Here is a 25959-nt window from a genome sequence, read left to right on the forward strand (position 1 = left end):
GAAGTTAAGCTCGACAGCGCCGATGGTACTGCGACCGGGAGGTCGTGGGAGAGTAGGACGCCGCCGGACATTCACACTGTTAAGGGCCACCCCCATCCGGGGTGGCCCTTAACATTTGTATGGGTAGTTTTCGTTCGGCGTGGTGCATGGCTGGATGCGTGTTCCTGCCCCGGACGGCCGTTCATCTGTGTGTGTTCGGCCGCGCCGGCAGCACCTCACCCAGCTGCTCCGACCGCGGACCAGGGTGCATGTGCCTGTGGCGGTAGGTGCCAGCCAGTCGAGCGAACCCCTGAGACTGTCCCCGCGCCACGACGATCCCTGTGCCACACCTCGGTGGAGTGCGCCTGGTGCTGCGGTCGGCTGTTGGACTCATTTGGGCCCCACCTGGTGGCTGGAGAGTCCGCTTGTGCGGTGAGCGGCCGGCTGTTCGTGGGCGGCGTACCACCTGGATGTCTTGGGGTGGGGCTTGCGGCGGTACCTTAGTCCTTTGTCCGTGTGCTGCAGATGATTGCAGCACAGCTGCTCGATCGAGCTACAGCATCTTAGGAGTCAACGTGGCTACGCCACCTCGCAATCCTCGCTCCGGTTCCGGGGACCGTCGCGGTTCCTCCGGAGGTAGCGGCCGTTCTGGTCGCGATGGTGCTGGCTCCGGCTCCGGTCGTTCAGGTTTCGGCGGAGAGCGGTCGGGCTCCGGCGGACGTTCGGGCTTCGGCAGCGGACGGTCCGGTTCGAGTGCTGGTGGCTCCGGCGGCGGACGCTCTGGCGGCGCCGGCGGTCGTGCGGGTTCTGGCGGCGGGCGGGCGTCTGGTGGGCCTCGTGGCGCTTCCAGCCGGGGCGACAGCCCGCGGACGGGCGCGCCGCGGAGTGGTGGACCGCGCTCGGGTGGGTCGTACCGCGACGAGCGCAGTGGTGACGACAAGAGGCGTGGCTTTGCCGGGTCCGGCCGGGATGACAAGTCTGAGCGGGATCCGTTCGGCGGTCAGATGTCCGGCCGCGGTGAGCGTGACGACCGCGGTGGACGTGGAGCCGGCCGTGACGACCGGTCCGGAGGCTACCGAGGTACCGACAGCCGTGACGACCGCTCAGGAGGCCGCGGAGACTCCCGACGCGACGACCGCTCCGGTTCGGGCGGTGGTTACCGGCGCGACGATCGCAACGATCGTGGTGGACGTGACGACCGGACTGGTTCGAGCGGTGGTTACAGGCGTGACGACCGTGCGGGTTCTGGCGGTGGCTATCGGGGCGACGATCGGGCGGGATCGGGTGGTGGTTACCGGCGCGATGACCGCGGCGACCGTGGTGGACGTGACGATCGCACTGGTTCGAGCGGTGGCTACAGGCGTGACGACCGCGCGGGTTCCGGCGGTGGCTACCGAGGCGACGACCGCGCGGGGTCGGGTGGCGGTTACCGGCGCGATGACCGCGGCGACCGTGGCGGGCGTGACGACCGGACTGGTTCGAGCGGTGGCTACAGGCGCGATGACCGTGCGGGTTCCGGCGGTGGCTACCGGGGTGACAGCCGGGCGGGGTCGACCGGCGGTTACCGGCGTGATGACCGCGGTGGGTCTGGGCGTGATGAGCGGTCGCGGGATGATCGTGCGGGCGGGCGTGGCGAGCGGCGGGATGGGTTTCGGGCGGATCGGGGTGCGGCGCCGGCGCGTGGGGAGCGCGGGGCGTTTCGGCGGGATGACCGCGGTGATGACTCGCGTGGCGGTGGTCGGTCCGGGTTCCGGCGTGATGAGCGTGGCGGGCGGGACGAGCGCGGGCGCGGTGGACCGCGTCGGGACGATCGGGGCGGAGCTCGGCGGGTAGAGCGGGACGGCGAGGAGAAGGCTGGACCGAGGCGCGACGATCCGGCGATTCCGGAAGGGATCACCGGGGCTGAGCTGGACCGGTCGGTGAAGGCCGAGCTGCGGTCGTTGCCGCGGGGCCTGGCTGACCTGGTCGCACAGCACCTGGTCGCTTCGGGGCGTTTCCTTGATGACGACCCGGAGCGGGCGTACCTGCATGCCCGGACGGCACGACGGTTGGCTGCGCGGCTTGGCGGCGTACGGGAGGCTGTGGCGATCACGGCGTACCTGGCTGAGCACTACGACGAGGCGCTCACCGAGTTCCGCGCGGTACGGCGGATGACCGGGAACCACGAGGTGCTCGCGATGATGGCCGACTGCGAGCGCGCGCTCGGGCGGCCGGAGAAGGCGCTGACGCTGACGCGGGACAAGCACGCCCGTGACCTGTCGGAGGCGACGCAGGTCGAGCTGCTGATCGTGGCGGCCGGCGCGCGGCGTGACATGGGGCAGACGGCGGCTGCGATCCAGACGCTCGAGGTGCCGGAGCTGACGAAGAGGACCCGGGCCGACTGGCTGCCGCGGCTGCGGTACGCGTACGCCGACGCTCTCAACGAGGCCGGTCGCACGGACGACGCGCTGATCTGGTTCCACCGCGCCGCCGGCGCCGACGCCGACGGCTCCACCGGAGCCGCCGAACGCGCCGCTGAACTGGAAGGTCTGCAGTTCACCGACCTCGACGAAGACGACTACGACGAGACAGACGACGAGCAGCCCGAAGACACGTACGACGAGAAGCTCGACGACGCGTACGACGTGAAGCTCGACGACTCGGCCGACGTGGAACTCACGGACGAGCCTGTAACCGCAGAGCTCGCGAGCGAAGAGCACATCACAGAGCTCGACGACCAGCAGGTCGCGGAACTCGAGCAAGACGAGCCGACCGCGGAACTCGAGGACGAGCGAGCTGTGGAGTTCGAGCAGGAGGAGTCGCCTGCGGAACTTGACGACGAGCGGACCGCTGAGGCTGCGGACGAACAGCACGTCGCGGAGCTCGCGGGCGATGAGCAGGTCGTGGACGACGAGACCACGGAGCTCGAAGGTGGCGTCGACGAATCGGTTGTCGACGACGCGCTGGACGGTGAGGTCGAGCTGCCCGCCAAGAAGCCCGAAGACTGACCGCACGCTCGCGCTGCACGCGGGTAAGCGGGGTTGGGTGTGGAACTGCGCTCTGTGGAGGTGGCCGGGTCGAGGAGGCTGGCTCCACAGAGCGGATTCTGCCTGCACAGCCGCGCAGGCAGAATCCGTGCGGGCGGCACCGCCCCCGCGCGGCCGCGCGGGGGCGGGAATGCGTTCGGGCGGGACGGGTCCGCCTGGAGTTGAGAGCGCGCGGGGCAACCCGCCTGCGTGTGGGTGTGAGAGCGCGCGGGTGCGCGTGTGCGGCGCGACCCGCCTGCGTGTGGGAGCCCGTGGGGGTGGGCGGCGCGCTGGTGGGGTGGGGGTGGTTCGGGATTGCGGGGAGAATGGGGCGATGGTGGAGAGTTTGGGTGGGTGGAGTGGGGCTTTGTCGGCGGAGGCTCCGGTTGGGGTGTTGGTGGGGAATGCGCTGACTAAGGGGACCAGTCGGCTGCAGGGGGCCGTTCTCATGGTGGAGAAGGGGGAGGACGACGCGATCCACCAGGTTCGGGTGTCGTGTCGGCGGTTGCGGAGCGATTTGAAGTTGTTCCGGAAGTTGCTGGCGGGGGACTGGGCGCAGGAGCTTCGGACGGATTTGGCCGCGCTGGCTAATGCGTGTGGGGAAGCGCGGGATCTTGAGGTGATCGCAGCGCTCGTGCGGGAGACCGCGAGCAGCGAGGACGATCAGGAGCATGTCGAGACGATCCTGACGACGCTCACCGTTGGGCTCGACCGTGCGGCCGCGCGGTCGGCAGAGGTTGTGAACGGTGAGAGTACGGCGGCGCTTTTGCAGACTCTGGAGGCAGTTGCCGCGTCACCGCTCCTCAAGCCGAAGGCCAAGCAGCCGTGCGGCGAGGTCCTGCCTCAGTTGCTGGACGCGGCCAACCACACGTTCACCCAGCAGGCCGACAAGCTCAAGCCGTGGACCGTGGACGACGACTGGCACGAGGTACGTCTGCTGGCCAAGCGAGTCCGGTACGCCGCTGACACCAGTGCTGCCGTGCTCGGTGACGAGGCCAAGGAGACAGCCAGCCACGCGGCCAAGTACCAGGAGCTACTCGGCCAGCACCAGGACCACTGTGCCGCCGCAGACGCGCTGACCGCGATGGCCAGGGAAGCAGCCGCGCAGGACGACCCAGAGCTGTCGTTCACCCTGGGGCGGCTCACAGAACGCCTTCGCGCGGCCCGAAAGCCCCTCCGCGAGGAGTTCCTCACCCTGTACCACCGGCCCTAGCCACTCAGAGAGTCCGGAACAGCAGCCCCACCCGCGGCTTAGGCCCGAACGACGTGGCCTTCTGCGGCAGTACGACGCCCTGCACGGCTGACCGCAGTACCTGGTCCATCCGGGGCGCGGCGAGCTCCACAACAGCCTGCTGTGGTCCAGCCAGGGCCAGTGCGTCGGCGAGCGCGTGGTGGAAGGTGATCTCCGCCTCGACAACGCCCCAGGCCGGCAGCAACAGGTCATGGAGCATCGCGACAGTCGGAGTCTCCTGCCCACGGGTAGACCGCAGTGTCACCCACGACGACCCGTCGGTCACCGCAATGCGGTCCGGCACGTCCTCCACCCGACCCGGCAGCACTTGCCAGCCCTCCGGCGTACGAGAGGAGACAGTGGCCAGGTCCAGACCCGGTACAACGCGGTGGATCGGGTCCAGCGTCAGTGGGTGGCGGTTGTAGTCGACCAGCATGGCCAGACCGACGCCACTGCCCGGTCGACCGGCTTCGCGCCGTCGTCGCTCCAGGTAGGCGGCGTACCGGTGGTGCCCGTCCGCGATCAGGGCCTGGTGGCGGGCCAGCTCGGCAGCGATCATCGCCAGCGTCGACGGGTCGTCGACCCGCCAGATCCGGTGGTGCGCGCCATTGTCGGTGTCGGCCACCACCCAGGGTTCGCCCGCGCGGGCGTTGTCGACGACATCGCTGGCTGCCCCACCATCGCCGTACGCGAGCAGGATGGGCTCCAGGTCGGCGTCGGTCGCCTCCATCAGTTCGAGGCGGTCGTCGACCCAGTGCGGCATCACGTCCTCGTGTGGCAGCACCACTTGCCGGGCCGGGTCCAGGCCGAGTAGGCCGACCAGTCCGCACAGTACGGCGCTACCCAGCTGCTGCTCATAGACGTACAGCGCGGGCCGCTGGTCCTGGATCACCACACCGGCCCGTTGCCACTCGGCCAGTCGTCGCGCGGGTTCGTCGTACCGGCCGGGACCGAGCTCCGGATCGCGTGGAAGGATGAGCCTCACCATGTTGTGCAGATCAGAGTCAGTCAGCCGCCGGACGATGGCGGGTTCCAGGACGTCGTACGGCGGGGACGTGACGGCGCCGAGCGCGCTCACCTTGCCGGCCACGAACCGCCAGGCGCGCAACGGTTCGAGCCGCAACACGCTCCCGTTCGGTTCCGGCCCGCTTGCTGGCATGGGCGGCATCGTACGGGGGGAAGCATGAGCAAGGAACGAACGGCGCCCGCGCCGCTGTCGGCGTGTGACGAACCGCTCGCCGGCCGGTACGACGTCGCGCTGCTCGACCTCGACGGGGTCGTGTACGTCGGGCCGGACCCGGTGCCGGACGCGCCGGAGAACCTGCGCAAGGCGGCCAAGGAGGGCCTGCGGATCGGGTACATCACCAACAACGCGAGCCGGCCGGCGCAGATCGTTGCCGAGCACCTCGCGTCGTTCGGGCTCGACGTGACCGCCGACGACGTGGTGACGTCCGCGCAGGCGGCCGCGAAGCTGATCGCGACCGAGTTCCCGAAGGGATCGCCGGTGCTCGTGGTCGGCGGTGAAGGGCTGACGTCGGCGCTGAAGGAGTACGGGCTGAACCCGGTCCGCAGCAGCGACGCGCACCCGGTGGCCGTCGTACAAGGCTTTCACCCGGACGTGAACTGGGTGATGCTCGCGGACGGCGCGCACGCGATCAACGAGGGCGCGAAGTGGTACGCGACCAACCTCGACCTGACCATCCCCACCGCCGCCGGCATGGCGCCGGGGAACGGGACGCTGGTGCAGGCGATCCGGGCCGCCGTCGAGGTCGATCCGATCGTGGCGGGCAAGCCGGAGCGGCCGTTGCTCGAGACGAGCATCGAGCGGCTGAATGCCGAGAATCCGTTGATGATCGGCGACCGGCTGGACTCCGATATCGAGGGTGCGAACGCGGTCGGGATCGCGAGCCTGTGGGTGGCGACCGGCGTCCACGACGCGCACGATCTCGCCCGGGCGCCGAAGAACCAGCGGCCGACGTACATCGCGGCCGGGCTGGGCGCGCTGGCGGAGAAGCAGCCCGGTGTGACGGTCGAGGGCGGGCGGCACACGTGCGAGGGCTGGACCGCCGAGGTCGTGAACAACGCCGTGAGCGTGAAGGGCGAAGGCGAGCCGTACGACGGTCTGCGCGCGATCCTGTCCGCGGTGTGGGCCGCTGTGGACGCCCCGGTGAAGCCGACCGCCAAGGCAGCCAAGAGCGCCGGCCGTGGTCGGCGCCCCCTGCCCAAGCCGGCCCCGACACCCGGCTCGATCGCCATCGACGCGGCCTTGCACCGCATCGGGTTGGAGAAGTAGCAGGCCCTCGCCGCACGGGGTGGTGGGGGTGGGTGGTATTGCAGGGGTGAGGCGATACCGTTGCTGGAACGAAGCGAGGAGGCAGTCATGGTGTTGGACGCACTGCGCGGCTATGTACAGCTGGCGAGCGGGCTGACCGAGGTCACGAGGCAACGGGCCGAGGCGGCGGCGAAGGCGCTGCTGCAGCAGACCGGTGCCGACAAGTTGACGACCGGGCTGTCCACCAAGGTGAGTGATCTGGCCGACGAGATCGTTGCCACCAGCAAGAGCAACCGTCACCTGTTGCAGGCGATCGTGACGAACGAGGTCGAGGGCGCGGTCTCGCGGCTCGGGTTCGTCCGCTCCGAGGAGGTCGCGGCGCTGACCCGCAGGGTCCAGACTCTGGAGAGTGAGCTGGCCGAGGCGCGTTCGGCTGCTCCGGCCGGTGATGTGCTCGCGGCGGACGGCCCGGCTCCGGCGAAGAAGGCGGCTGCGAAGAAGGCCGCCAAGAAGGCTCCGGCCAAGGAGGCCGCGAAGAAGTCCGCGGCGAAGACGGCGAAGAAGGCTTGATGTGACCGAGCATCCTGGCGAGCAGTTCCCGCCGGACGTCGACCCCGACGTCGAGCCGGGTTTCGACCCCTACCCGCCCGAGGAAACCCCGCACACCCCCGACTACGACACCGAGCCCGAGAACTTCTCGCGCGAGGGAGAGGTCGAGCGGGCGTACGGCGAACCGGTCGCGGCGGAGGCGGACAGCCATGGGGCACCGGCCGTGCATGTGGATCCGGCTGAGGTGGAGTTCGGGCCGGAGTTTGCCCGGGCACCGGGGGAGGAGCACGAGCATCCCTATGCGGCGGAGTCGGCGGTAGCCGAGCAGGCAGTCGACGAGCAGGTAGTAGACGACCCGGAACCGGCCGAGGACGCCGTACCGGAGTATCCGGGCGCTGAGGAGGTGCCTGAGGACGAGCGGGCGCATCCGTTGGTGGAGGAGACGATGGGGCGGCTGGACGAGTTGCGGGATCGGTCGGTGGGGGAGCATGCGGAGGTGTACGCCGACCTGCACGAGCGGTTGCAGAGTGCTTTGGTCGAGGCGGACGCCGACCCCGGTGACCGGAGCTAAACGGAAGGTCTGAGTGGCCAAGGGAGTCAAGCGGTCGCGGCTCGATGCCGAGCTGGTACGACGGGGCCTGGCCAGGTCCCGTGAGCACGCGAGCGAGTTGATCGCCGCCGGCAAGGTCAAGGTCTCGGGCACCGTCGCCACCAAGCCCGCGACCGGTGTCGGCACCGACGCGCCGATCGTCGTCGACACCTCCGAGACCGACGACCCCGGCTACGCGAGTCGCGGTGCGCACAAGCTGATCGGGGCCCTCGAAGCCTTCCCCGGCGTCCAGGTCAAGGGACGCAGAACGCTGGACGCGGGCGCGTCAACCGGCGGCTTCACCGACGTACTGCTGCGCAACGATGCGGCCCTCGTGATCGCGGTCGACGTCGGGTACGGCCAGTTGGTGTGGTCGTTGCAGACCGACGAACGTGTCACGGTGATGGACCGGACCAATGTCCGTTCGCTCACCCTCGAGGACATCGGTGCTGAACCGGTTGATCTCGTCGTCTCCGACCTCAGCTTCATCTCGCTCACGCTCGTCCTGCCCGCGCTGATCGGGGTGGTGAAGCCGGACGGCGAGTTGGTGCTGATGGTGAAACCGCAGTTCGAGGTCGGCAAGGAGCGGCTCGGGAAGGGCGGCGTCGTCCGTGACCCGGAGTTGCGGGCCGACGCGGTGCGGGGAGTGGCGGCCAAGGCGGCCGAGCTGGGCTGGGGAATCGAAGGCGTCGCCGCCAGCCCGCTGCCTGGTCCGTCAGGAAATGTCGAATACTTCCTGTGGATACGCCGATCTGCGCCGCCTCTCGATGAGACGATGCTCCAGACCGCCATCGAGGCCGGTCCACAGTGAGCAGAAGTGGGGATCACAGTGGGTGAGCACGAGCCGCGGCGCGTGCTGCTGGTGACGCACACCGGGCGGGAGCAGGCAGTCGAGGTGGCGCGCGACGCGCACCGGCTGCTGACCGACGCCGGGATGCAGGTCCGGCTGCTCGCCGACGAGGCCGAGGCGCTGAAGCTCGACCCCGTGGAGCTCGTCGACGACCACGAGAAGGCGGCCCTGGACGTCGAGCTGATCATGGTGCTCGGCGGCGACGGCTCGATCCTGCGCGGTGCCGAGCTGGCCCGCCCGCACGGTACGCCGGTGCTCGGGGTGAACCTCGGCCACGTCGGGTTCCTGGCCGAGGCCGAGGTGGACGACCTCGAGCGGATCGTTCAGGTGGTGGTCGACCGCACCTACACGGTCGAGGAGCGGATGACGCTGGCGGTCGACGTCCGGCTGGACGGTGAGCTGATCTTCGACACCTGGGCTCTGAACGAGGCGAGTGTGGAGAAGGCGGCCCGCGAGCGGATGCTCGAGGTGATGGTCGAGGTGGACGACCGGCCGCTGTCGCGGTGGGGCTGTGACGGGGTCGTGGTGGCTACGCCGACGGGCAGTACGGCGTACTCCTTCTCCGCGGGTGGACCGATCGTCTGGCCGGAGGTCGAGGCGATCTTGATGGTGCCGCTGAGCGCCCACGCATTGTTCTCCCGGCCGATCGTAGTGGCGCCGACGTCGCAGCTGTCGATCGAGCTGGTGCCGTCGTGGCATGGTCGCGGCGTGCTGTGGTGTGACGGCCGCCGGATGGTCGAGGTGCCGCCGGGCGCCGAGATCCAGGTCCGGCGCGGCCATCGGCCGGTCCGGCTGGCGCGGGCGCACGAGGCGCCGTTCACCGACCGGCTGGTGGCGAAGTTCGACCTCCCGGTGCTCGGCTGGCGCGGCGCCGCCGAGCGCAAGCGCAACGGCGAAGCCAATAACAACAACAGACAGAACAACGGCAACCCCAGCGACAACGATCAACAGGAGACCTAGACATGCTCTCGGAGATCCGCATCACCGGGTTGGGCGTGATCGAGGACGCGACGTTGGACCTCGATCCGGGGTTCACCGCGGTCACCGGCGAGACCGGTGCAGGCAAGACGATGGTCGTGACCGGTGTGAACATGCTGCTCGGCGGCCGCGCGGACAGCGGCCTGGTGCGGCACGGGACCCGGCGCGCGCGGGTCGAGGGCAGGGCCAGCGGCGTACCGAAGGCGATCGTGCAGCAGGCCGAGGACCGCGGCGGTGAGCTGGACGACGACGAGCTGCTGATCGCGCGCGAGCTCTCCTCCGAAGGCCGCTCCCGGGCTTTCCTCGGCGGCGCGTCCGTCCCGGTGTCCGTGCTGGCCGAGGTGTCCGGCGACCTGGTCGCGATCCACGGCCAGGCCGAGCAGTGGCGCCTCCTTCAGCCGTCGCGACAGCGCGAGACCCTCGACACGTTCGCCGGCAAGCCGGTGCTCGTGCCGTTGCAGGAGTACACCGCCGCCTACAAGCGCCACCGTGACGTCGAGGCCGAGCTGACCGAGCTGACCACGCGCCAGCGCGATCGTCTCGCCGAGGCGGACCTGCTGCGCTTCGGGCTCGACGAGGTCGCGAAGGCCGAGCCGCTGCCGGGCGAGGACGCGGAGCTGGCCGCCGAGGAGGATCGGCTCGCGTACGCCGACGGCCTTCGTACTGCGGCCACCACGGCAGGCGACGCGTTGGCCTCGGAGGATCTCGATTCCACCAGGCCCAGCGACGTACTCGGGCTGCTCGCACTTGCCAAGCAGGTCCTCGACGCGGAGCGCCAGCACGACCCGAAGCTGGCCGAGCTCGCGGATCGAGCCGGCGAGCTCGGCTACCTCGCCGCCGATCTGGCCGGCGAGCTCTCGTCGTATGCCGCTGATGTCGACACCGACCCGGCACGGCTTGCGGTCGTGAGCGAGCGGCGGTCGCTGCTGACCGGCCTTGTCCGCAAGTACGGCGCTGAGCAGGGCACCGTGGACGAGGTGCTGGAGTGGGTGAAGCGGTCCACGAACCGGCTGGCTGAGCTGGACGGGAGTGACGAGCGGGTCGAGCTCCTGACCGCGGAGCTCGCCGAGCTGGACGCGAAGCTCGCAGATCTCGGTCAGCAGGTCCGCGCGGCCCGGATCGAGGCGGCCGATCGGTTGAGCCTCGCCGTGTCCGAGGAGCTGACCGGCCTGGCGATGCCGCATGCGAAGTTGACGATCGAGGTGCACGAGAGCGCGGCGGGCCCGTACGGGATCGACGAGACCGAGTTCTGCTTCGCGGCGAACCCGGGCAGCCCGGCCCGTCCGCTGCAGAAGGCGGCGTCCGGTGGTGAGCTCTCCCGGGTGATGCTCGCGCTCGAGGTGATCCTGTCGGACACGCACCCGGTGCCGACGCTGGTGTTCGACGAGATCGACGCGGGCATCGGCGGCCGCGCCGCCGTTGAGGTGGGCAAACGCCTGGCCCGCCTGGCCGAGAAGGCCCAGGTGATCGTGGTGACACACCTGCCGCAGGTGGCCGCGTTCGCGGATCGTCACGCGGTCGTGCTCAAGAGTGACGACGGTTCCGTCACCACCAGTGGTCTGGTCGCGCTCGACGACGACGCGCGGTTGAAGGAGCTGTCCCGGATGATGGCCGGCCTGGAGAACTCCGATGCCGCCCAGGCGCACGCCGAGGAATTGCTCGCACTTGCGGCCGAGCGCCATAAACCACGCAGGAAGAGTCGTTCGAAAGGATGATTTGACGCACAGTGACCCTGGTTTCTGTGCGTCAACAAGGCCCTGCCCGGGTAAATGAACCGGGAAGGGGCTCTTGACATGGCAGGATGAGAGCGCGATGAAACTGCCCAGCCTGCGGAGAGCACGACCCACTGAACTGCCCGGGATCGCCGGAGTGGTCCGGCTCGATCGCCGTACCAAGAATCTCACCAAACGGCTGAAGCCGGGCGAGATCGCGGTCATCGACCATGTCGACCTGGATCGGGTCAGCGCCGAGGCGCTGGTCGACTGCCGGGTCGCCGCGGTGGTGAACGTGGCCGACTCGATCAGCGGCCGCTACCCGAACCTCGGTCCGGAGATCCTCGTCGAGGCGGGGATCCCGCTGGTCGACGGGGTCGGCCGCGAGGTGTTCTCGATCCTGCACGAGGGCGAGCGGGTCCGGCTGAACGAGGGTTGCCTGTACCGCGGCGAGGAGGTTGTCGCCAAAGGCGTCTGGCAGGACAGCAAGACCGTCGCCGAGTTGATGGATGACGCCCGGTCCGGTCTGTCCACCCAGCTGGAGGCGTTCACCGCCAACACACTGGAGTACCTGCGCCGCGAACGCGACCTGCTCCTCGACGGTGTCGGCGTACCCGATGTCCACACGCACATGGACGGCAAGCACGTGCTGATCGTGGTCCGTGGGTACGACTACCGCGAGGACCTGGTCGCGCTGCGGTCGTACATCCGCGAGTACCGGCCGGTGCTGATCGGGGTCGACGGCGGCGCCGACGCGCTGGTGGAGAACGGCTACGTCCCGGATTTGATCGTCGGCGACATGGACTCGGTCAAGGACGAGACGCTGAAGAGCGGCGCCGAGGTGGTCGTGCACGCGTACCGCGACGGTCGCGCGCCCGGCTCGGAACGGCTGGAGCGACTCGGTGTCGAGTCGATCGAGTTCCCGGCGGCCGGCACCAGCGAGGACGTCGCGATGCTGCTGGCCGACTCCAAGGGTGCCTCGCTGATCGTCGCGGTCGGCACCCACAACTCGCTGGTGGAGTTCCTCGACAAGGGGCGCGCCGGGATGGCGAGCACTTTCATCACCCGCTTGCGGGTCGGTGCCAAGCTGGTCGACGCCAAGGGTGTCGGCCGGCTGTATCGCAGCCGGGTGTCGACCCTTCAGGTGGTCGCGCTGGCCGTGGCCGGCCTGTTCGCACTCGGCATGGCGTTGGTCGCGATCGGCGGCGACGACGTGCTCTGGTCGATCCTGCGGGCGCGCTGGAGCGACTTCGTCTACTGGATCCGGGAGCTGTTCACGTGATCGACTTTCGCTACCACATCGTCTCGATCGTGGCGATCTTCTTCGCCCTGGGCGCCGGTGTGGTGCTGGGTGCCGGCCCGCTGAAAGGCACCGGCAGCGAGCTTGTCGCGAGCCAGGCCGAGAAGGACCGCCAGCAGCTCGCCGACGCGCGGCAGGAGCTGACCGACGTCAAGTCGCTGGACAAGTACCGCGACGACTACGTCGCCAAGGTCACCGCCGGGCTGACCAACGGCAAGCTGACCGGTAAGAAGATCGTCGTCGTCACCATGCCGAACGCCGACGGCGACCTGGCCAACACGCTGACCGAGGAGCTGGAGACGGCCGGCGGCCAGGTCACCACCCGGGTCGCGCTGGACAGCAAGCTCTTCGACGCCGGTCAGCGTCAGCTCGTCGAGCAGCTCGTCACCGAGCTCGTCACCGCCGACATCGACATCCCCGCGGACAGCACGACGTACGAGCGGGCCGGGCTGATCCTGGCCCGCGGACTCGCGGCCAAGGAAGAGGGCAAGGCCGCCGACGCCGAGTCGACCAAGATCGTCAGCGGCCTGACCGGATCCAAACTGCTGTCGCTGAAGCCGTCGCAGGTCAAGGACCGGGCCAGCCTGTTCGTCGTGGTGGCCGCGAAGCCGCCGACGCCGCTCCCGGACAACTCGTCGTACAACGACTCGGTGGACTTCATCGAGGGTCTGGACCAGGGCAGCGGCGGGGTGGTGGTTGCCGGTACGCCGGTGACGGCGAAGACCGGCGGTCTGGTCAAGGCATTGCGGAGTGACTCCGACGCGACCAAGATCGTTTCCTCGGTGGACGTGGCCGACATCCCCGCCGGGCAGGCGACGGTCGTCTTCTCGCTGGCCGAGCAGGCGAGCGGCAAGGCGGGGCAGTACGGCGCGTTCGACGCGAAGAACGGCGTAGCGCCGTCGGACGTACAGACGAAGGACAACTGACGTGGGAATTCTGAGCGCTGCCGTCGCGGCAGCCGCCACCGCCGCGCTCGAACGGGCTGCGGCGAAACTGCCCAAGGAGAACCGCGAGCCGTTCGAGCGGACCAACCACCGCGGCGAGCCGGTCACGCTGCTCGAGGGCCCGGTCGCGGTGCTCGGCGCGCTCGCCGGTGTCGCGGCCTCGCCGTCGACGCCGGGCAAGGTCAAGGCTGCCGCTCTGCTCGCCGGCTCGGTGTCGGGCGCGGTCGGCGCGTACGACGATCTGCGCGGAACCACGCAGGCGAAGGGATTCCGGGGTCACCTCAGCGCGCTGAAGCGGGGTGAGGTGACGAGTGGCGCGGTGAAGATCCTCGGTGTCGGCGCCGCCGGTCTCGCTGCCGCCGCACTGTTGCCGCGGAAGTCGTCCGGGGTGAAGGCGGTGGTCGGCATCGTTGCCGACGGCGCCTTGATCGCGGGTACGGCGAACCTCACCAACCTGCTCGATCTGCGCCCCGGGCGCGCCCTGAAGGCGGTCACGGCGGTGAACGCCCCGCTGGCGGTCGTGAACGGTCCGGCCGGCGCGGTCGTCGGTGCGGCCGCCGCCGCGGCCCCGTCCGACCTGGGCGAGCGGTCGATGCTGGGCGACTGTGGTGCCAACGGTCTGGGTGCCATCACCGGTACGGCGCTGGCCGCATCGTTGCCGCGTCCGCTGAAGGCGCTGGCGCTCGGTGCGGTCGTCGCGTTGAACCTGGCCAGCGAGAAGGTCAGCTTCACCAAGGTCATCGCCGAGAACCCGGTCCTGGACAAGATCGACCAGTGGGGCCGACGGCCCAGGTGAGTACGGACGGCTCGGGCGCGGAGCGCCCGGCCGGCGCCGGGGAAGGTGGCGGCTCAGGCACCGGCGCGCGCATCGCGCAAGCCGCGTTGCTTGTCGCAGCGGTCACTGTGCTGGCCCGAGTGGTCGGGTTCGGCCGGTGGCTCGTTTTCTCGAAGACTGTCGGGGCCGGTTGTCTCGCCGAGGCTTATGCGACGGCGAACCAACTGCCCAACATCCTCTTCGAGGTAGTCGCCGGTGGGGCGTTGGCCGGCGCGGTCATTCCGGTGCTCGCCGGGCCGGTGGCTCGTGGCGACCGTGCTGCCCAAGGCCGGATCATCGGTGCGCTGCTGACCTGGTCCTTCGTGCTGCTGGCGCCTTTCGCCTTACTGGCTTGGGTTCTGGCGTCCACCTATTCCGACGCGATGCTCGATCCGGGTGCCGAGTGCACCGGCTCGGTCGCGACCGCGACCCGGATGCTGGCGATCTTCGTGCCCCAGGTGTTCGGCTACGCGATCGCCGTCATCGCCACCGCCGTACTGCAGTCACACAAGCGGTTCGCGGCCGGTGCGCTGGCTCCGCTCATCTCCAGTCTCGTTGTCGTGGCCACCTATCTCGCGTTCGCCGCCTCAGCTCCCGACGCCGACTCGGCATCGCGTGGAGCGGCCGATCTGCTGGCCTGGGGTACGACGGCCGGCGTCGCAGCGCTGGCGCTCACTGTGCTGGTGCCCATGCTGTTCCTGCGACTCCCGGTCAGACCGACGTTGCGACTCGACCCAGCAGTTAGTCCAGTACTACGAAGGCTGGCGCTTGCTGGTCTCGCCATACTGATCGCGCAACAGCTCAGCTTCATCGTCACCACCTATCTGGCCAACCACAGGGGCGTTGCGGGCAGCATTGCCGTCTACTCGTGGGCCAACGCGGTCTATCTGCTGCCGTACGCCGTACTGGCCGTGCCGATCACCACAGCGGTGTTCCCACGGCTCGCTGCGGCGTACGACTCGGGGGAACGCTTCGACTTCTACGCAGCCGCGTCGACCAGGGCAGTGATGCTGGCTGGTGGTGCTGGAGCCGCGTTGCTGGCTGGCACCGCCATCCCGGTCGCGAGGGTCTTCGCGTACGACGACGGCGCGGTGCAGGAGGCCCAGGCGACCTCACTGAGCAACGGGCTCATCGCCTTTGCTCCAGCCGCGATTGGCTTTGCCGTGTTGATGCACGTCGGCCGAGTCCTCTACGCACGGCATGCTGGCCGTCAGGTCGCTCTGGTGACGTCGGCGGCCTGGGTCGTGGTGGCGGTTACCGGTGTGGTGCTGACCGCTGAATGGGACGCGGTGCCGGCGTTGGCGGCTGCTATGTCGATCGGCATGGTCTTGGGCGCTGTAGCCCTCGTGCTCGTGCTACGTCGGGAGGCTGGGCCCAGTGCGCTGGCCGGACTGCCTCGTGCCACGCTTGCTGCCCTGGCCGGTGCGGTGTTAGCCGGTGCTGCGGGTTGGGCGGTGTCCCTGCCTGCTAGCGACGCCGGGCTGGGGAGTGCGGTTCTGTTCTCGGTCTTGTCCGGTCTGGCCGTGGTGGTCGTGTACGCCGCAGTCGCGGTGGCACTGGATCGCGCGGACGTTCGCGCACTGAGACGTCGGGGACTTGTGGAGGAGACGCAATGAGGATCGGCCTGCTGCTCGCGGAGTCGAGGGGCGGGATCGGGCAGCACGTCGCCTCCCTCGTACCGCGCTTCCTGAACGCCGGGCACGAGGTGGTCGTCTGCGCGCCACCCGGGACCGCCGAGCACTTCGACTTCGGTGCCGCGGAGGTCGTGACGCAGGCGACTGCACTGCGTGGAGTCGACGTGGTCCATGCCCACGGCTACCGCGCCGGCATGACCGCGCTGCGGGACAGGTCGCGGCTCCGACCGCTGGTGGTCACCTGGCACAACGCAGTGATCGCTCCGGGGCCGCGTGGGCTCGTCATGCGGCTCGGCCAGCGACTGGTGGCCAGGGGAGCGGACCTGACTCTAGGAGCCTCCAGCGACCTCGTGGACCTGGCCAGGAGCCTTGGCGCGCGGCAGGCCCGCCTGGCCCCTGTCTCAGCTCCAGCCATGCCTGACATCCGCACACCGCGCGACGACGTCAGACACGCCCTCGGTGTTGGCGATAGCCCGCTGGTCCTCACCGTGGGCCGGCTGGCGCCGCAGAAGGACTACCCGACGCTACTGGCCGTGGCCGCGATGGTGCGCGAGTCGAACCCGGATGTGGTCTTCGCGGTCGTCGGCGACGGTCCGCTGCGTGACAGCCTCCAGGCGCGGATCGACGCGGAGAACCTCCCGGTGCGGCTCCTCGGTCACCGGAACGACGTCGCAGACCTCCTGGGAGCGGCTGACGTGTTCCTGTTGACCTCCCACTGGGAGGCCCGGGCCCTGGTCCTCCAGGAGGCCCTGCAGGTCGGCGTACCGGTGGTGGCGACGGCGGTCGGCGGCGTACCGGAGTTGGTGGACGACAGCGCCGTACTTGCGTTCCCCGGGGATGCCGACGGGCTGGCCGACGGCGTCCGGGCGGTCCTCGCCGAGCCGGAGACGGCGAACGCTATGCGGACGCGCGGCCGGGAGTTGGCCGCCAGATGGCCGGACGAGGACGCGGTGGCGAAGAATCTGCTCGACATCTATGCGGGTCTCGTCGCGACCACTGCTTGACAAGAGGTAGGCTGAAGGCCCGTGGACAGGGCTTCGAACTTCCAGCAGACCAAGCACGTATTCGTCACCGGTGGCGTGGCATCCAGTCTCGGCAAGGGGCTGACAGCGTCAAGCCTCGGCAGTCTGCTGACGGCACGGGGCATCCGGGTCACCATGCAGAAGCTGGATCCGTATCTGAACGTGGATCCCGGCACCATGAACCCGTTCCAGCACGGCGAGGTGTTCGTCACCAACGACGGCGCCGAGACCGACCTGGACATCGGGCACTACGAGCGCTTCCTCGACCGTGATCTGTCCGCCGTGGCCAACGTGACCACCGGGCAGGTCTACTCCAGTGTGATCGCGAAGGAACGCCGCGGCGAGTACCTGGGCGACACCGTCCAGGTGATCCCGCACATCACCAACGAGATCAAGGAACGGATGCTGGCGATGGCCGGCCCGGACGTCGACGTCGTCCTGCACGAGATCGGCGGCACCGTCGGTGACATCGAGTCACTGCCGTTCCTGGAGGCCGCGCGGCAGGTCCGGCACGACGTCGGCCGGGAGAACGTCTTCTTCCTGCACATCTCGCTGGTCCCGTACCTTGCCCCGAGCGGCGAGCTGAAGACCAAGCCGACCCAGCACTCGGTGGCCGCGCTGCGCTCGATCGGTATCGCCCCGGACGCCGTGGTCTGCCGCGCCGACCGGCCGATCCCGGACGGCGTGAAGCGGAAGATCTCGCTGATGTGCGACGTCGACACCGAGGCCGTGGTCGCCGCCGCCGACGCGCCGAGCATCTACGACATCCCGAAGGTGCTGCACGCCGAGGGTCTGGACGCGTACGTCGTCCGGCGGCTGAACCTGCCGTTCCGCGACGTCGACTGGACCCGCTGGGACGAGCTGCTGCGGGTCGTGCACCAGCCGAAGGACCACGTCACGGTCGCGCTGGTCGGCAAGTACATCGACCTGCCGGACGCGTACCTGTCCGTCGCGGAGGCGCTGCGGGCCGGCGGTTTCGACAACGATGCGAAGGTCGACCTGCGCTGGATCGCCTCCGACGAGTGCGCCACCCCCGAGGCGGCCGCGCGGCTGCTCGGTGACGTCGACGCGGTCTGCATCCCGGGCGGGTTCGGCGTCCGCGGGATCGAGGGGAAGATCGGCGCGATCCGGTTCGCCCGTGAGCAGGGCATCCCGATCCTCGGGCTGTGCCTCGGCCTGCAGTGCATGGTGATCGAGGTAGCCCGCGACCTGGCCGGCCTGGTCGACGCGAACTCCAGCGAGTTCGACCCGGATGCCGAGCAGCCGGTGATCGCGACGATGGAGGAGCAGAAGCACATCGTCTCCGGCTCCGGTGACCTCGGCGGCACCATGCGGCTCGGGCTCTACCCGGCCAACCTGGCCGACGGCTCGATCGTGCGCGACCTGTACGGCGCTCCGTCGGTGCAGGAGCGGCACCGGCACCGCTACGAGGTGAACAACGCGTACCGCGACAAGCTGGAGACGGCCGGCCTGGTGTTCAGCGGCCTGTCGCCGGACAACGAGCTGGTCGAGTTCATCGAGCTCGACAAGGCGGAGCACCCGTACTTCGTCGCCACCCAGGCGCACCCGGAGCTGCGGTCCCGGCCGACCAAGCCGCACCCGTTGTTCTCCGGCCTGATCGCCGCCGCGCTGGTCCGCCAGCGCGAGTCCCGGCTGCCGGTCGAGGAGCCGGCCGTGGCGAAGAAGGCTGCCGGGAAGCCCAAGGCCGAAGCGGTCAAGGCTCGATGAAGGAACACCCCGAACTACGGTTCGGTGCCGGCCTGGCCGACGTACCGGAGCAGTGGCCGGTCTCCTCGTCCGAAGTGGTGCACCAGACCGGCCGGGTGATCTCGGTACGGCGGGATCACATCGACCCACCCGGTCGTGACCCGTTCGTGCGCGACGTGGTCGTCCACCCCGGCGCGGTCGGGGTGGTCGCACTGGACGAGAACAACCGGATGCTGCTGGTCCGGCAGTACCGGCACCCGGTCGGTTACCGGCTGCTCGAGCCGCCGGCCGGGCTGCTCGACGTCCAGGGGGAGCAGTACCGCCTGGGCGGCGAGCGTGAGCTCTGGGAGGAGACCGGCACGAAGGCGGCCGACTGGCGCGTCCTCGTCGACGCCTTCACCTCCCCGGGCCTCACCGACGAGGCGGTCCGGATCTTCCTCGCCCGCGACCTCTCACCGGCCGACGAGGCCTACGACCGCCTCCACGAGGAGGCCGACATGGAAACCGTCTGGGCTCCCTTGATCGACGTCGTCGGCGCCGTCCTGGCCGGCCACCTGCACAACCCCATCCTGGTGATGGGCGCCCTGGCCACCTGGACCGCCCTCAACGGCCCGGGCTTCGACACCCTCCGCCCGGCCGACTCGCCCTGGCCGGCCAAGGACCGCTGAGGTTCCGGAACCGTCTGTAACACCGCGACCTGCGCTGGGCAGGTCCCGGCTACTCGTACAAGGACGAGCTCCCCACCGACCTGCCCAACTGGCCGGATGACCCGACCGGCACCCGGAAGGTCTACGCCCGCGGCACCCTGGCGATGGCCAACGCCGGCCCGAACACCAACGGCAGCCAGTTCTTCCTCGTCTTCGCCGACTCCCGCCTCCGCCCCGACTACACCGTCTTCGGCACCGTCGACCGCCTCGGCCTCAAGGTCCTGGACAAGGTCGCGGCCGGCGGCGTGACACCGACCCCAGACGACCCCGCGCCGGTGGACGGCCCGCCGCAACTCAAGACCGACATCCTCATCGCCCGCTCCCTCGGCGGCCACTAACCCGCCCGGCCGACCCCGACCGCCTCGCCGCCGCCTTCGCTGAGGGCGGCGGCGACGGTGCGGGAGTTGGCCTCGAACTCCTGCTGCGGAACCTTCGGGAGCATGTCGTCCCAGGCCGCGATCATCGCGCCGCGGAACTGCATCATGCCGAGCGGCCGCGCCAGGAACCACAGATGGAAGTGCTCGCTCCCGTCACCCCACCGGTTGAAATGAGTGCGCCCGACGCCGTCGATCGCGCGGATCGCAGTGGCCACGCGCTGAATCATCAGGCCCAATGTTGCGGTCAACTCCGGCGGTAGGTTGTCGAGGCGGTAGTGCTCGCGTGGTTCGAGCACCGCGACCATCGGCAGACCGTTCGGCTCGAATCCAGCCTTGAGCTGCCACTGCTCGTCCCGCCAGATCACGAACCGGTCCGGCGCGGTGCACGTCACGCACGGCTCACCACCTGCCGCACCTCCACGTGGCGGCTCAGGTAACACCGGCTCGGCCAGCGGGACCACTTGAACGTCCCCTTCAAACGGAAAGAACGGTCTGCCGACCAGTGGGTCGGGGGACATGCGTTCGCCGTACGGGAGCCTGCGGTGGTACTCGGATGGGAGTTCAGTCATGCGACGCACTCTGCCGAACCTGCCCTGGTTCGACAATGGACTTCATGGACAAGCCTGAATTGGCCGAGCTGCTGGAGATGGACCCGCACCCCGAAGGCGGTTGGTATAAGGAGACCTGGCGGTCGGAGGTCACCTTCACACCGGCCGGGTACGACGGCGAGCGGGCCAGTGCGACCGCGATCTACTTCCTGCTGGCGCCGGGCGAGGAGTCCCGGTGGCATCGGGTCCGGTCGGCCGAGGTGTGGTTGTGGCACTCGGGCGGGCCGTTGATCCTGGAGTACGGCGAGGAGCCGGTCGCGACGGTGACGCTGGGCCCGGAGGTCGGCGCGGGGGAGCGCCCGCAGGTCGTCGTACCGGCGGGGGCTTGGCAGGCGGCGCGGCCGGCCGGTGATCAGCCGGTGCTGGTGTCGTGCATCGTCTCGCCGGGTTTCGACTTCGCCGATTTCACCCTGCGCTAGGGAGGGCCCTCCGGGACGAGTCAGGGGCACATCGTCCCGGAGGACGCCAGGACTCAGGTCTGCGGCACGATGCCCTCGCCCGCCGTCACCTCCGGCAAGTGCTCGCGGACCATGTAGCCGCCGGCGCAGGCGATCCAGGCCGCCGACAGCAGCAACGGGACGCCGGTCATCAGGAAGCCGCCGGCCACGAAGTTGCCATCGGTCGCGAACACGCCGAACGCGCCGAGGAACGACACCACCGCGGCCACCAGGGCCAGGTAGCCGAGCCAGTTGGGCATCAGGTGAGTGCGCAGTACGCCGATCCCGGCCGCGGCCAGCGGCAGGGTGGCGGCGAAGCCGATCATCGTCGTCATCACCGCGGTGAGTTCGTACAACATGATGGTGATCGCGGCGCCCCGGCCGTCGATGCTGTAGGCGGTCGCGGCGGTCAGACCCGCGGTCACGAAGATCGCGCTGCCCACCAGCACCGATCCGGCGAGCAGCGCGAGGTGGACATCGCTGCGCTCGTCCCGCTCCCGCATCGCCTCGGCGAAGGCGGAGGCGAACCAGATGATCAGTCCGGCCGCGGCGGTCCACGCCAGCGCGCTGATCAGCATCGACGTCCGGGTGTCGTTGAGGAAGCTCGTGATCGTGCCCTCGGACTCGTCGACGGTGGGTAGGTTGCCGGGCAGGAACCTGCCCAGGAGTGCCAGGACGACGAAGGCCAGTCCGGCGAAGCCGCCCCAACGCAACTCGTGTCGCTCAGTCATGGGGAAACACCTCCAGTGCGCGACACACCGCGAAATACGGTGCGTCTACTGCTGATGTTCCTCCGCTCTGGGCGGCCGTCAAGAGGGTCCGTCCGGCGAACAGGCGCCTCGCCGGACGGTCCCGTCACGACCTACTGGAGAACGGTTGCCAACGCCTCGTACCCGGGCAGCAGATCGATCCCCTCCCGTCCGAGCTGCTGGACCGCGACGTGGTCGGCGCCGGCTTGCAGGTGGGCGTTCAGACCCTCGGCGATCTCGACCGCCGAGCCGTGCAGGACCAGCGCGTCGACGAGCCGGTCGCTGCCGCCGTCGTCGAGGTCGGCGTCGGTGAAGCCGAGGCGCTTCAGGTTCGACCGGTAGTTGCGCAGTTGCAGGTACGACGCCAGGTAGTCGCGGCCCGTCGTCCGTGCGATCTCGTCGTCAGTCTCGAGGACGACCTTCTGCTCAGGTGCGAGCAGGACACCGCCGCCGAGGGTACGACGGGCTTCACGGGTGTGCTCCGGTGTGGTCAGGTACGGCAGGGCGCCGGCGGTCCGTGCACCGGCGACGTGCAGCACCTTCGGGCCGAGTGCGGCCAGCGCCCGCCGGTCGGCCGGCACCTTGGCGTCGTCCAGATCGTCCAGGTAGCTCACGATCGTCTCGTACGGCGACTTGTACTCGCCGGTGCGCTCCGGGTGACCGATACCGACGCCCAGCAGGAACCGGCCCGGGTGCTCGTCCTCCAGCCGGTGGTACGAGGCGGCCACGTCGGCCGCCGGCGATTTCCACATGTTCACGATGCTGGTGCCGACGGCAACCGAGTTCGTTGACGCCAGCAACACTTCGGCATCGCGCAGGCCGGCGTCCGGAGAGGCGCCCAGCCAGAGCGCGCCGTACCCCGCCTGCTCCAGCCCCGCCGCCAGTTCCGGACCCCAGTGCTGGGGCCCGTGCCAGACCCCGAAGCGTCCAAGTTCTACCGCCACGCGTACTCCTCTCGTCACTTCCCGTGGTGCAGCTCCAGGCGGAGAGCGGCCGTTTCGACACCAGCGCCAGTGTCCCCGACGACCAAGCCGGCACTCAATGATCATTGCTCCCGCAACCATCATGTGGACCGGTCTTGTAGCTACAGGTGTGCGGCGATCTCCGGGATGCGGCGTTGGAGGTCCTTCAGGCGGTGCTCGGTGCGGTCCGGTTCGCCGACCTTGCCGAGGTTGAGCATGCCGGGGTCGCCGGCTTGCTGCCCGGCACGGATGACGCGTGCTGACCGCTGCGCGCGGATCGGTGCGCCTTCGAGGATCTGCAGCGGCGTGAAGGTGTCGCCGTACGCGGAAGCCATCAACCGCAGGCGAGCGGCCTGGTACGCCGGGTCGCCCGGCATCGCGAGCGGCGCGGTGTTCCACGCGGTGAAGGCGATGTCGTCGAGCGGGACGCCCGGTCCGGCCATGTCCCAGTCGATCACGCCGCTGAACCCGGCCGCGGTGCCGATCCAGTTGTACCAACCGTAGTCGTGCATGCAGATGATCTGGTCGGCCGCGAGTTCACCACGACTCGTCCGCCAGACGATCTCGCCCTGCGGCCGGTACGACGCGACGACCCGGTGGTACTCGGCCAGCCAGCACATCGCGTCCGCCAGCACGTCGTCGGGGACGTCCTCGCCGTACGACGTACCCGGGAGGTAGTCCAGGATCTCGCGGCCGCGCTCGTCGAAGCCGAGGACCCGCGGGACGCCGGTCAGTCCGGCGTCGGCGAGGTAGTTGAGCAATCCATGAACCGCCGGCGTCCACGGACCGGTGGCGCGGCGGACCGTGTCGCCGGCCCGGACCGCGCCGCCGACATTGCCACCCGGGAGGGCGATCTCCTCGCTCATGTCAGAACCTTCCAGTAAGCGTTTCAATCAGGGGTACCGAAGAGCGCGGACGGCTGCTCTTGGGCGCAGTGCAAAACTGGCGTTAAGGGGGGAGGTAGAGATTGCGTCAAGATTGCGCAAAGCCTGCCGGGCAAGGGATTCCGGTGTGAACGTCACGGCGCGCGACAGCGTCTTATAGGAGTGTAACCGAACCGCTGGGCAACGGTTCCGCGAGTCTCCACCCGATAGGACCATCCGGTCAGGTGGTATGGACCTCGCGGGCTTACACTCGGCAGCGACCTGGCAGCACACCCCTCACCGCCGGGCCGCGGACACAACGACGTGGGCCGCACACCTGGAATGGAAAGAAGGGCGAGTTGTGAAGGTCGGAGTTCCGAAGGAAGTCAAGAACCACGAGTACCGGGTGGCCATCACCCCGTCCGGAGTGCACGAGTTCGTGCGCAGCGGGCACGAGGTTCTGATCGAGCAAGGCGCGGGGGACGGTTCGCTGATCCCCGATGACGAGTTCGTCGCGGCGGGGGCACGGATCGTGCCGACCGCGGACGACGTCTGGCTGGACGCGGAGCTGGTGCTCAAGGTGAAGGAGCCGGTGGCGGAGGAGTACCACCGGTTGCGGCGGGACCAGGTCCTGTTCACCTACCTGCACCTGGCCGCGAGCACCGACTGCACCGAGGCGCTGCTGAAGTCCGGCATCACCGGGATCGCGTACGAGACGGTTCAGCTTCCGGACGGTTCGCTGCCGCTGCTGGCCCCGATGAGCGAGGTGGCCGGCCGGCTCGCACCGCAGGCGGGTGCCTACCACCTGATGCGCAGCGGTGGTGGTCGCGGTGTCCTGATGGGCGGCGTCTCAGGCGTGCACCCGGCCCGGGTCGTGATCATCGGCGCGGGTGTCGCCGGGATGAACGCGGCCGCGATCGCGCTCGGCATGCAGGCACAGGTGCAGCTGTTCGACCGCAACATCGCCCGGCTGCGCGAGGCCGACCGGATCTACCAGGGTCACCTGCTCACGATCGCCGCGAACTCGTACGAGATCGAGCGCGCGGTGCTCGAGGCCGACCTGGTGATCGGCGCGGTGCTGGTGCCGGGGGCGAAGGCGCCGAAGATCGTCACCAACGAGATGGTCCGGCGGATGAAGCCGGGCAGCGTGCTCTGCGATATCGCCATCGACCAGGGCGGCTGCTTCGAGGACTCGCGCCCGACGACGCACGCGGACCCGGTCTACCAGGTCCACAACTCGCTGTTCTACTGCGTCGCGAACATGCCGGGTGCGGTGCCGAACACGTCGACGTACGCGCTCACCAACGTGACGCTGCCGTACGCGATCGAGCTGGCGAACCTGGGCTGGCGGGAGGCGATGAAGCAGGACCACAGCCTCGCGCTCGGCCTGAACACGTTCGAGGGGCACGTCACCTACGGACCTGTTGCCGACGCCCACGACCTGTCCCAGCTGAAGCTCGACGAGGTGCTGGTCTGAGCCGGGACATCACCCGTGCGATCGGCTCGTACCTCGACCATCTGACGGTCGAGCGCGGGCTGGCCGCCAACACGTTGGCGTCGTACCGGCGGGATCTTCGCCGGTACGACGCCTATCTCGCGGACGCCGGGATCGATGCGCTCGGGCGGATCTCGGAGGCCGTGGTGAGCGACTTCCTGATGCGGTTGCGGGAAGGCGATGCGGATCATCAGCCGCTGACCGCGTCATCGGCCGGCCGGACCGTGGTCGCCGTCCGGGGGTTTCATCGCTTCTGTCTGCGTGAGGGTCTGACCGCGGTGGATCCGGCGGCTGCGGTGAAGCCGCCGGCGCCGCCGCAACGGTTGCCCAAGGCCCTCTCCGTCGACGAGGTCACCCGGATCCTCACCGCGGCCGCGGGTGCCGAAGCGGAGCCCGCCGTACTGGCGACCCGGGACGCGGCGTTGCTCGAGTTCCTGTACGGCACGGGTGCGCGGATCTCGGAGGCCGTCGGGCTCGATGTGGACGACGTCGATCTCGAGGCCGGTGCGGTGCTGCTCCGGGGCAAGGGCAGCAAGGAACGCGTGGTCCCGGTCGGGTCCTACGCCCGCGACGCGCTGTCGGCGTACCAGGTCCGCGGCCGTCCCGACCTGGTACGACGCGGTCGCGGCACGCCGGCCTTGTTCCTCAACGCCCGCGGCGGCCGCCTGTCGCGCCAAAGCGCCTGGACCGTACTGCGACGTGCCGCCCAACGAGCCGGCATCGCCAAGGAGATCTCACCGCACACCTTGCGCCACTCCTTCGCCACCCACCTCCTCGACGGCGGCGCCGACGTCCGAGTCGTCCAGGAGCTCCTGGGCCACGCCTCGGTCACCACGACCCAGGTCTACACCCTCGTCACCGTCGACAAACTCCGCGAGGTCTACGCGACCTCCCACCCGCGCGCCCTGTCGTCGTAGGGTCTGCTCGACCTGGTTCGCGTCGGACAACCGGGTCGTGAAACGGTAGGACCCGATGCGGGCAATTCGGGGACGGTATGCGATCATCTGGTTACGGTTGGTCACGCTGAGGCGGTGATCGGCCGGGTCCGGAGCTTTGTCGACAAACCACCCCACCCCGGTGCGGAGTGGCTGGTTGAGAGTGCTTGAATGCACGCTTACAGTCGCTGGGATCGCCCGTATCGGTTGAAAGGTTTGACGAGTCATGAACGAGTCGAC

At 69.4% G+C, this 25959-nt stretch carries 25 protein-coding genes; 20 read left to right on the forward strand and 5 right to left on the reverse strand.

The features are described 5' to 3' along the window. Window positions 1–996: 996 nt before the first annotated feature. The 3 genes from ACGFIF_RS43710 (at window position 997) to ACGFIF_RS43720 (ending at window position 4197) form a co-directional block, all read left to right on the forward strand. The gene (locus ACGFIF_RS43710; protein WP_393163744.1) at window positions 997–1812 is read left to right on the forward strand and encodes a hypothetical protein; all 816 of its coding nucleotides are present in this window, start codon (window positions 997–999) and stop codon (window positions 1810–1812) included. An 86-nt stretch (window positions 1813–1898) separates the two neighbouring features. After that, the gene (locus ACGFIF_RS43715; protein ID WP_393163745.1) at window positions 1899–2966 is read left to right on the forward strand and encodes a hypothetical protein; all 1068 of its coding nucleotides are present in this window, start codon (window positions 1899–1901) and stop codon (window positions 2964–2966) included. Between the two features lie 352 nt (window positions 2967–3318). Then, window positions 3319–4197: a CHAD domain-containing protein gene (locus ACGFIF_RS43720; protein WP_393163747.1), complete on the forward strand. Its 879-nt coding sequence runs from the start codon at window positions 3319–3321 to the stop codon at window positions 4195–4197. A 4-nt stretch (window positions 4198–4201) separates the two neighbouring features. Here ACGFIF_RS43720 and ACGFIF_RS43725 read toward each other — a convergent pair whose 3' ends face one another. After that, window positions 4202–5374 carry a DUF1015 domain-containing protein gene (locus tag ACGFIF_RS43725; protein WP_393163749.1) on the reverse strand — a complete coding sequence of 391 codons (1173 nt, stop codon included), beginning with the start codon at window positions 5372–5374 and terminating at the stop codon, window positions 4202–4204. A gap of 24 nt (window positions 5375–5398) precedes the next feature. On the opposite strand from ACGFIF_RS43725, the gene ACGFIF_RS43730 reads away from it, so the two are divergent. The 14 genes from ACGFIF_RS43730 (at window position 5399) to ACGFIF_RS43795 (ending at window position 19631) form a co-directional block, all read left to right on the forward strand. Further along, on the forward strand, window positions 5399–6508 hold the full coding sequence (locus ACGFIF_RS43730) for an HAD-IIA family hydrolase (protein WP_393163751.1): 1110 nt from the start codon (window positions 5399–5401) through the stop codon (window positions 6506–6508). 87 nt (window positions 6509–6595) lie between these two features. After that, complete coding sequence (locus ACGFIF_RS43735) at window positions 6596–7057, forward strand: polyhydroxyalkanoate synthesis protein PhaF (RefSeq protein ID WP_393163753.1); 462 nt, start codon at window positions 6596–6598, stop codon at window positions 7055–7057. Between the two features lies 1 nt (window position 7058). Next, window positions 7059–7607 (forward strand): hypothetical protein, encoded by a 549-nt coding sequence (locus ACGFIF_RS43740; protein ID WP_393163755.1) that lies wholly within the window; start codon window positions 7059–7061, stop codon window positions 7605–7607. Between the two features lie 13 nt (window positions 7608–7620). Further along, window positions 7621–8436, forward strand: a complete 816-nt coding sequence (locus tag ACGFIF_RS43745; protein WP_393163757.1) for a TlyA family RNA methyltransferase — start codon at window positions 7621–7623, stop codon at window positions 8434–8436. Between the two features lie 6 nt (window positions 8437–8442). Beyond that, window positions 8443–9435, forward strand: a complete 993-nt coding sequence (locus tag ACGFIF_RS43750; protein WP_393163759.1) for an NAD kinase — start codon at window positions 8443–8445, stop codon at window positions 9433–9435. A 2-nt stretch (window positions 9436–9437) separates the two neighbouring features. Next, on the forward strand, window positions 9438–11168 hold the full coding sequence (gene recN, locus ACGFIF_RS43755; RefSeq protein ID WP_393163761.1) for a DNA repair protein RecN: 1731 nt from the start codon (window positions 9438–9440) through the stop codon (window positions 11166–11168). A 97-nt stretch (window positions 11169–11265) separates the two neighbouring features. Beyond that, window positions 11266–12447 (forward strand): putative cytokinetic ring protein SteA, encoded by a 1182-nt coding sequence (gene steA / locus ACGFIF_RS43760; RefSeq protein ID WP_393163763.1) that lies wholly within the window; start codon window positions 11266–11268, stop codon window positions 12445–12447. Next, window positions 12444–13391, forward strand: a complete 948-nt coding sequence (locus ACGFIF_RS43765) for a copper transporter (protein ID WP_393163765.1) — start codon at window positions 12444–12446, stop codon at window positions 13389–13391. Before steA ends, ACGFIF_RS43765 begins: the two co-directional genes overlap by 4 nt. Before the next feature lies 1 nt (window position 13392). Continuing rightward, window positions 13393–14205 carry a hypothetical protein gene (locus ACGFIF_RS43770; RefSeq protein ID WP_393163767.1) on the forward strand — a complete coding sequence of 271 codons (813 nt, stop codon included), beginning with the start codon at window positions 13393–13395 and terminating at the stop codon, window positions 14203–14205. Then, on the forward strand, window positions 14184–15839 hold the full coding sequence (gene murJ / locus ACGFIF_RS43775) for a murein biosynthesis integral membrane protein MurJ (RefSeq protein ID WP_393163769.1): 1656 nt from the start codon (window positions 14184–14186) through the stop codon (window positions 15837–15839). Before ACGFIF_RS43770 ends, murJ begins: the two co-directional genes overlap by 22 nt. Then, on the forward strand, window positions 15836–16861 hold the full coding sequence (locus tag ACGFIF_RS43780; protein ID WP_393163771.1) for a glycosyltransferase family 4 protein: 1026 nt from the start codon (window positions 15836–15838) through the stop codon (window positions 16859–16861). The genes murJ and ACGFIF_RS43780 overlap by 4 nt, the downstream gene beginning before the upstream one ends. A gap of 21 nt (window positions 16862–16882) precedes the next feature. Continuing rightward, on the forward strand, window positions 16883–18607 hold the full coding sequence (locus tag ACGFIF_RS43785; protein ID WP_393163773.1) for a CTP synthase: 1725 nt from the start codon (window positions 16883–16885) through the stop codon (window positions 18605–18607). Continuing rightward, window positions 18604–19254: an NUDIX domain-containing protein gene (locus ACGFIF_RS43790; RefSeq protein WP_393163775.1), complete on the forward strand. Its 651-nt coding sequence runs from the start codon at window positions 18604–18606 to the stop codon at window positions 19252–19254. The genes ACGFIF_RS43785 and ACGFIF_RS43790 overlap by 4 nt, the downstream gene beginning before the upstream one ends. Window positions 19255–19334: 80 nt before the next feature. Continuing rightward, entirely contained in the window at window positions 19335–19631 is a 297-nt protein-coding gene (locus tag ACGFIF_RS43795) for a peptidylprolyl isomerase (protein ID WP_393163805.1), read from the forward strand. Here the strand turns inward: ACGFIF_RS43795 and ACGFIF_RS43800 are convergent. Next, window positions 19628–20239, reverse strand: a complete 612-nt coding sequence (locus tag ACGFIF_RS43800; RefSeq protein WP_393163777.1) for a hypothetical protein — start codon at window positions 20237–20239, stop codon at window positions 19628–19630. The genes ACGFIF_RS43795 and ACGFIF_RS43800 overlap by 4 nt on opposite strands. A gap of 44 nt (window positions 20240–20283) precedes the next feature. Here ACGFIF_RS43800 and ACGFIF_RS43805 point away from each other — a divergent pair, with 44 nt between their 5' ends. After that, window positions 20284–20697 (forward strand): cupin domain-containing protein, encoded by a 414-nt coding sequence (locus tag ACGFIF_RS43805; protein ID WP_393163779.1) that lies wholly within the window; start codon window positions 20284–20286, stop codon window positions 20695–20697. A 53-nt stretch (window positions 20698–20750) separates the two neighbouring features. On the opposite strand, the gene ACGFIF_RS43810 is transcribed toward ACGFIF_RS43805, so the two are convergent. The 3 genes from ACGFIF_RS43810 to ACGFIF_RS43820 form a co-directional block, all read right to left on the reverse strand. Beyond that, entirely contained in the window at window positions 20751–21446 is a 696-nt protein-coding gene (locus tag ACGFIF_RS43810; protein WP_393163781.1) for a hypothetical protein, read from the reverse strand. 131 nt (window positions 21447–21577) lie between these two features. Next, window positions 21578–22408, reverse strand: coding sequence for an LLM class F420-dependent oxidoreductase (locus tag ACGFIF_RS43815; protein WP_393163782.1), 831 nt, complete (start codon window positions 22406–22408; stop codon window positions 21578–21580). 140 nt (window positions 22409–22548) lie between these two features. After that, on the reverse strand, window positions 22549–23292 hold the full coding sequence (locus ACGFIF_RS43820; RefSeq protein ID WP_393163784.1) for an aminoglycoside phosphotransferase: 744 nt from the start codon (window positions 23290–23292) through the stop codon (window positions 22549–22551). Window positions 23293–23650: 358 nt separating this feature from the next. Here ACGFIF_RS43820 and ald point away from each other — a divergent pair, with 358 nt between their 5' ends. Next, window positions 23651–24766 carry an alanine dehydrogenase gene (ald, locus tag ACGFIF_RS43825; RefSeq protein ID WP_393163786.1) on the forward strand — a complete coding sequence of 372 codons (1116 nt, stop codon included), beginning with the start codon at window positions 23651–23653 and terminating at the stop codon, window positions 24764–24766. A gap of 20 nt (window positions 24767–24786) precedes the next feature. Further along, the gene (xerD, locus tag ACGFIF_RS43830) at window positions 24787–25701 is read left to right on the forward strand and encodes a site-specific tyrosine recombinase XerD (protein WP_393163807.1); all 915 of its coding nucleotides are present in this window, start codon (window positions 24787–24789) and stop codon (window positions 25699–25701) included. Window positions 25702–25959: the final 258 nt, after the last annotated feature.

It is taken from the genome of Kribbella sp. NPDC049174 (genome assembly GCF_043197365.1).
Lineage (GTDB): Bacteria > Actinomycetota > Actinomycetes > Propionibacteriales > Kribbellaceae > Kribbella.

Coding starts and splice junctions, on each gene's coding strand:
- steA (WP_393163763.1), top strand. CDS start 11,266: ATGAAACTGCCCAGCCTGCGGAGAGCACGACCCACTGAACTGCCCGGG.
- ACGFIF_RS43735 (WP_393163753.1), top strand. CDS start 6,596: ATGGTGTTGGACGCACTGCGCGGCTATGTACAGCTGGCGAGCGGGCTG.
- ACGFIF_RS43800 (WP_393163777.1), bottom strand. CDS start 20,239: ATGACTGAACTCCCATCCGAGTACCACCGCAGGCTCCCGTACGGCGAA.
- recN (WP_393163761.1), top strand. CDS start 9,438: ATGCTCTCGGAGATCCGCATCACCGGGTTGGGCGTGATCGAGGACGCG.
- ACGFIF_RS43725 (WP_393163749.1), bottom strand. CDS start 5,374: ATGCCAGCAAGCGGGCCGGAACCGAACGGGAGCGTGTTGCGGCTCGAA.
- ACGFIF_RS43810 (WP_393163781.1), bottom strand. CDS start 21,446: ATGACTGAGCGACACGAGTTGCGTTGGGGCGGCTTCGCCGGACTGGCC.
- ACGFIF_RS43780 (WP_393163771.1), top strand. CDS start 15,836: ATGAGGATCGGCCTGCTGCTCGCGGAGTCGAGGGGCGGGATCGGGCAG.
- ACGFIF_RS43720 (WP_393163747.1), top strand. CDS start 3,319: ATGGTGGAGAGTTTGGGTGGGTGGAGTGGGGCTTTGTCGGCGGAGGCT.
- ACGFIF_RS43805 (WP_393163779.1), top strand. CDS start 20,284: ATGGACAAGCCTGAATTGGCCGAGCTGCTGGAGATGGACCCGCACCCC.
- ACGFIF_RS43790 (WP_393163775.1), top strand. CDS start 18,604: ATGAAGGAACACCCCGAACTACGGTTCGGTGCCGGCCTGGCCGACGTA.
- ACGFIF_RS43820 (WP_393163784.1), bottom strand. CDS start 23,292: ATGAGCGAGGAGATCGCCCTCCCGGGTGGCAATGTCGGCGGCGCGGTC.
- ACGFIF_RS43730 (WP_393163751.1), top strand. CDS start 5,399: ATGAGCAAGGAACGAACGGCGCCCGCGCCGCTGTCGGCGTGTGACGAA.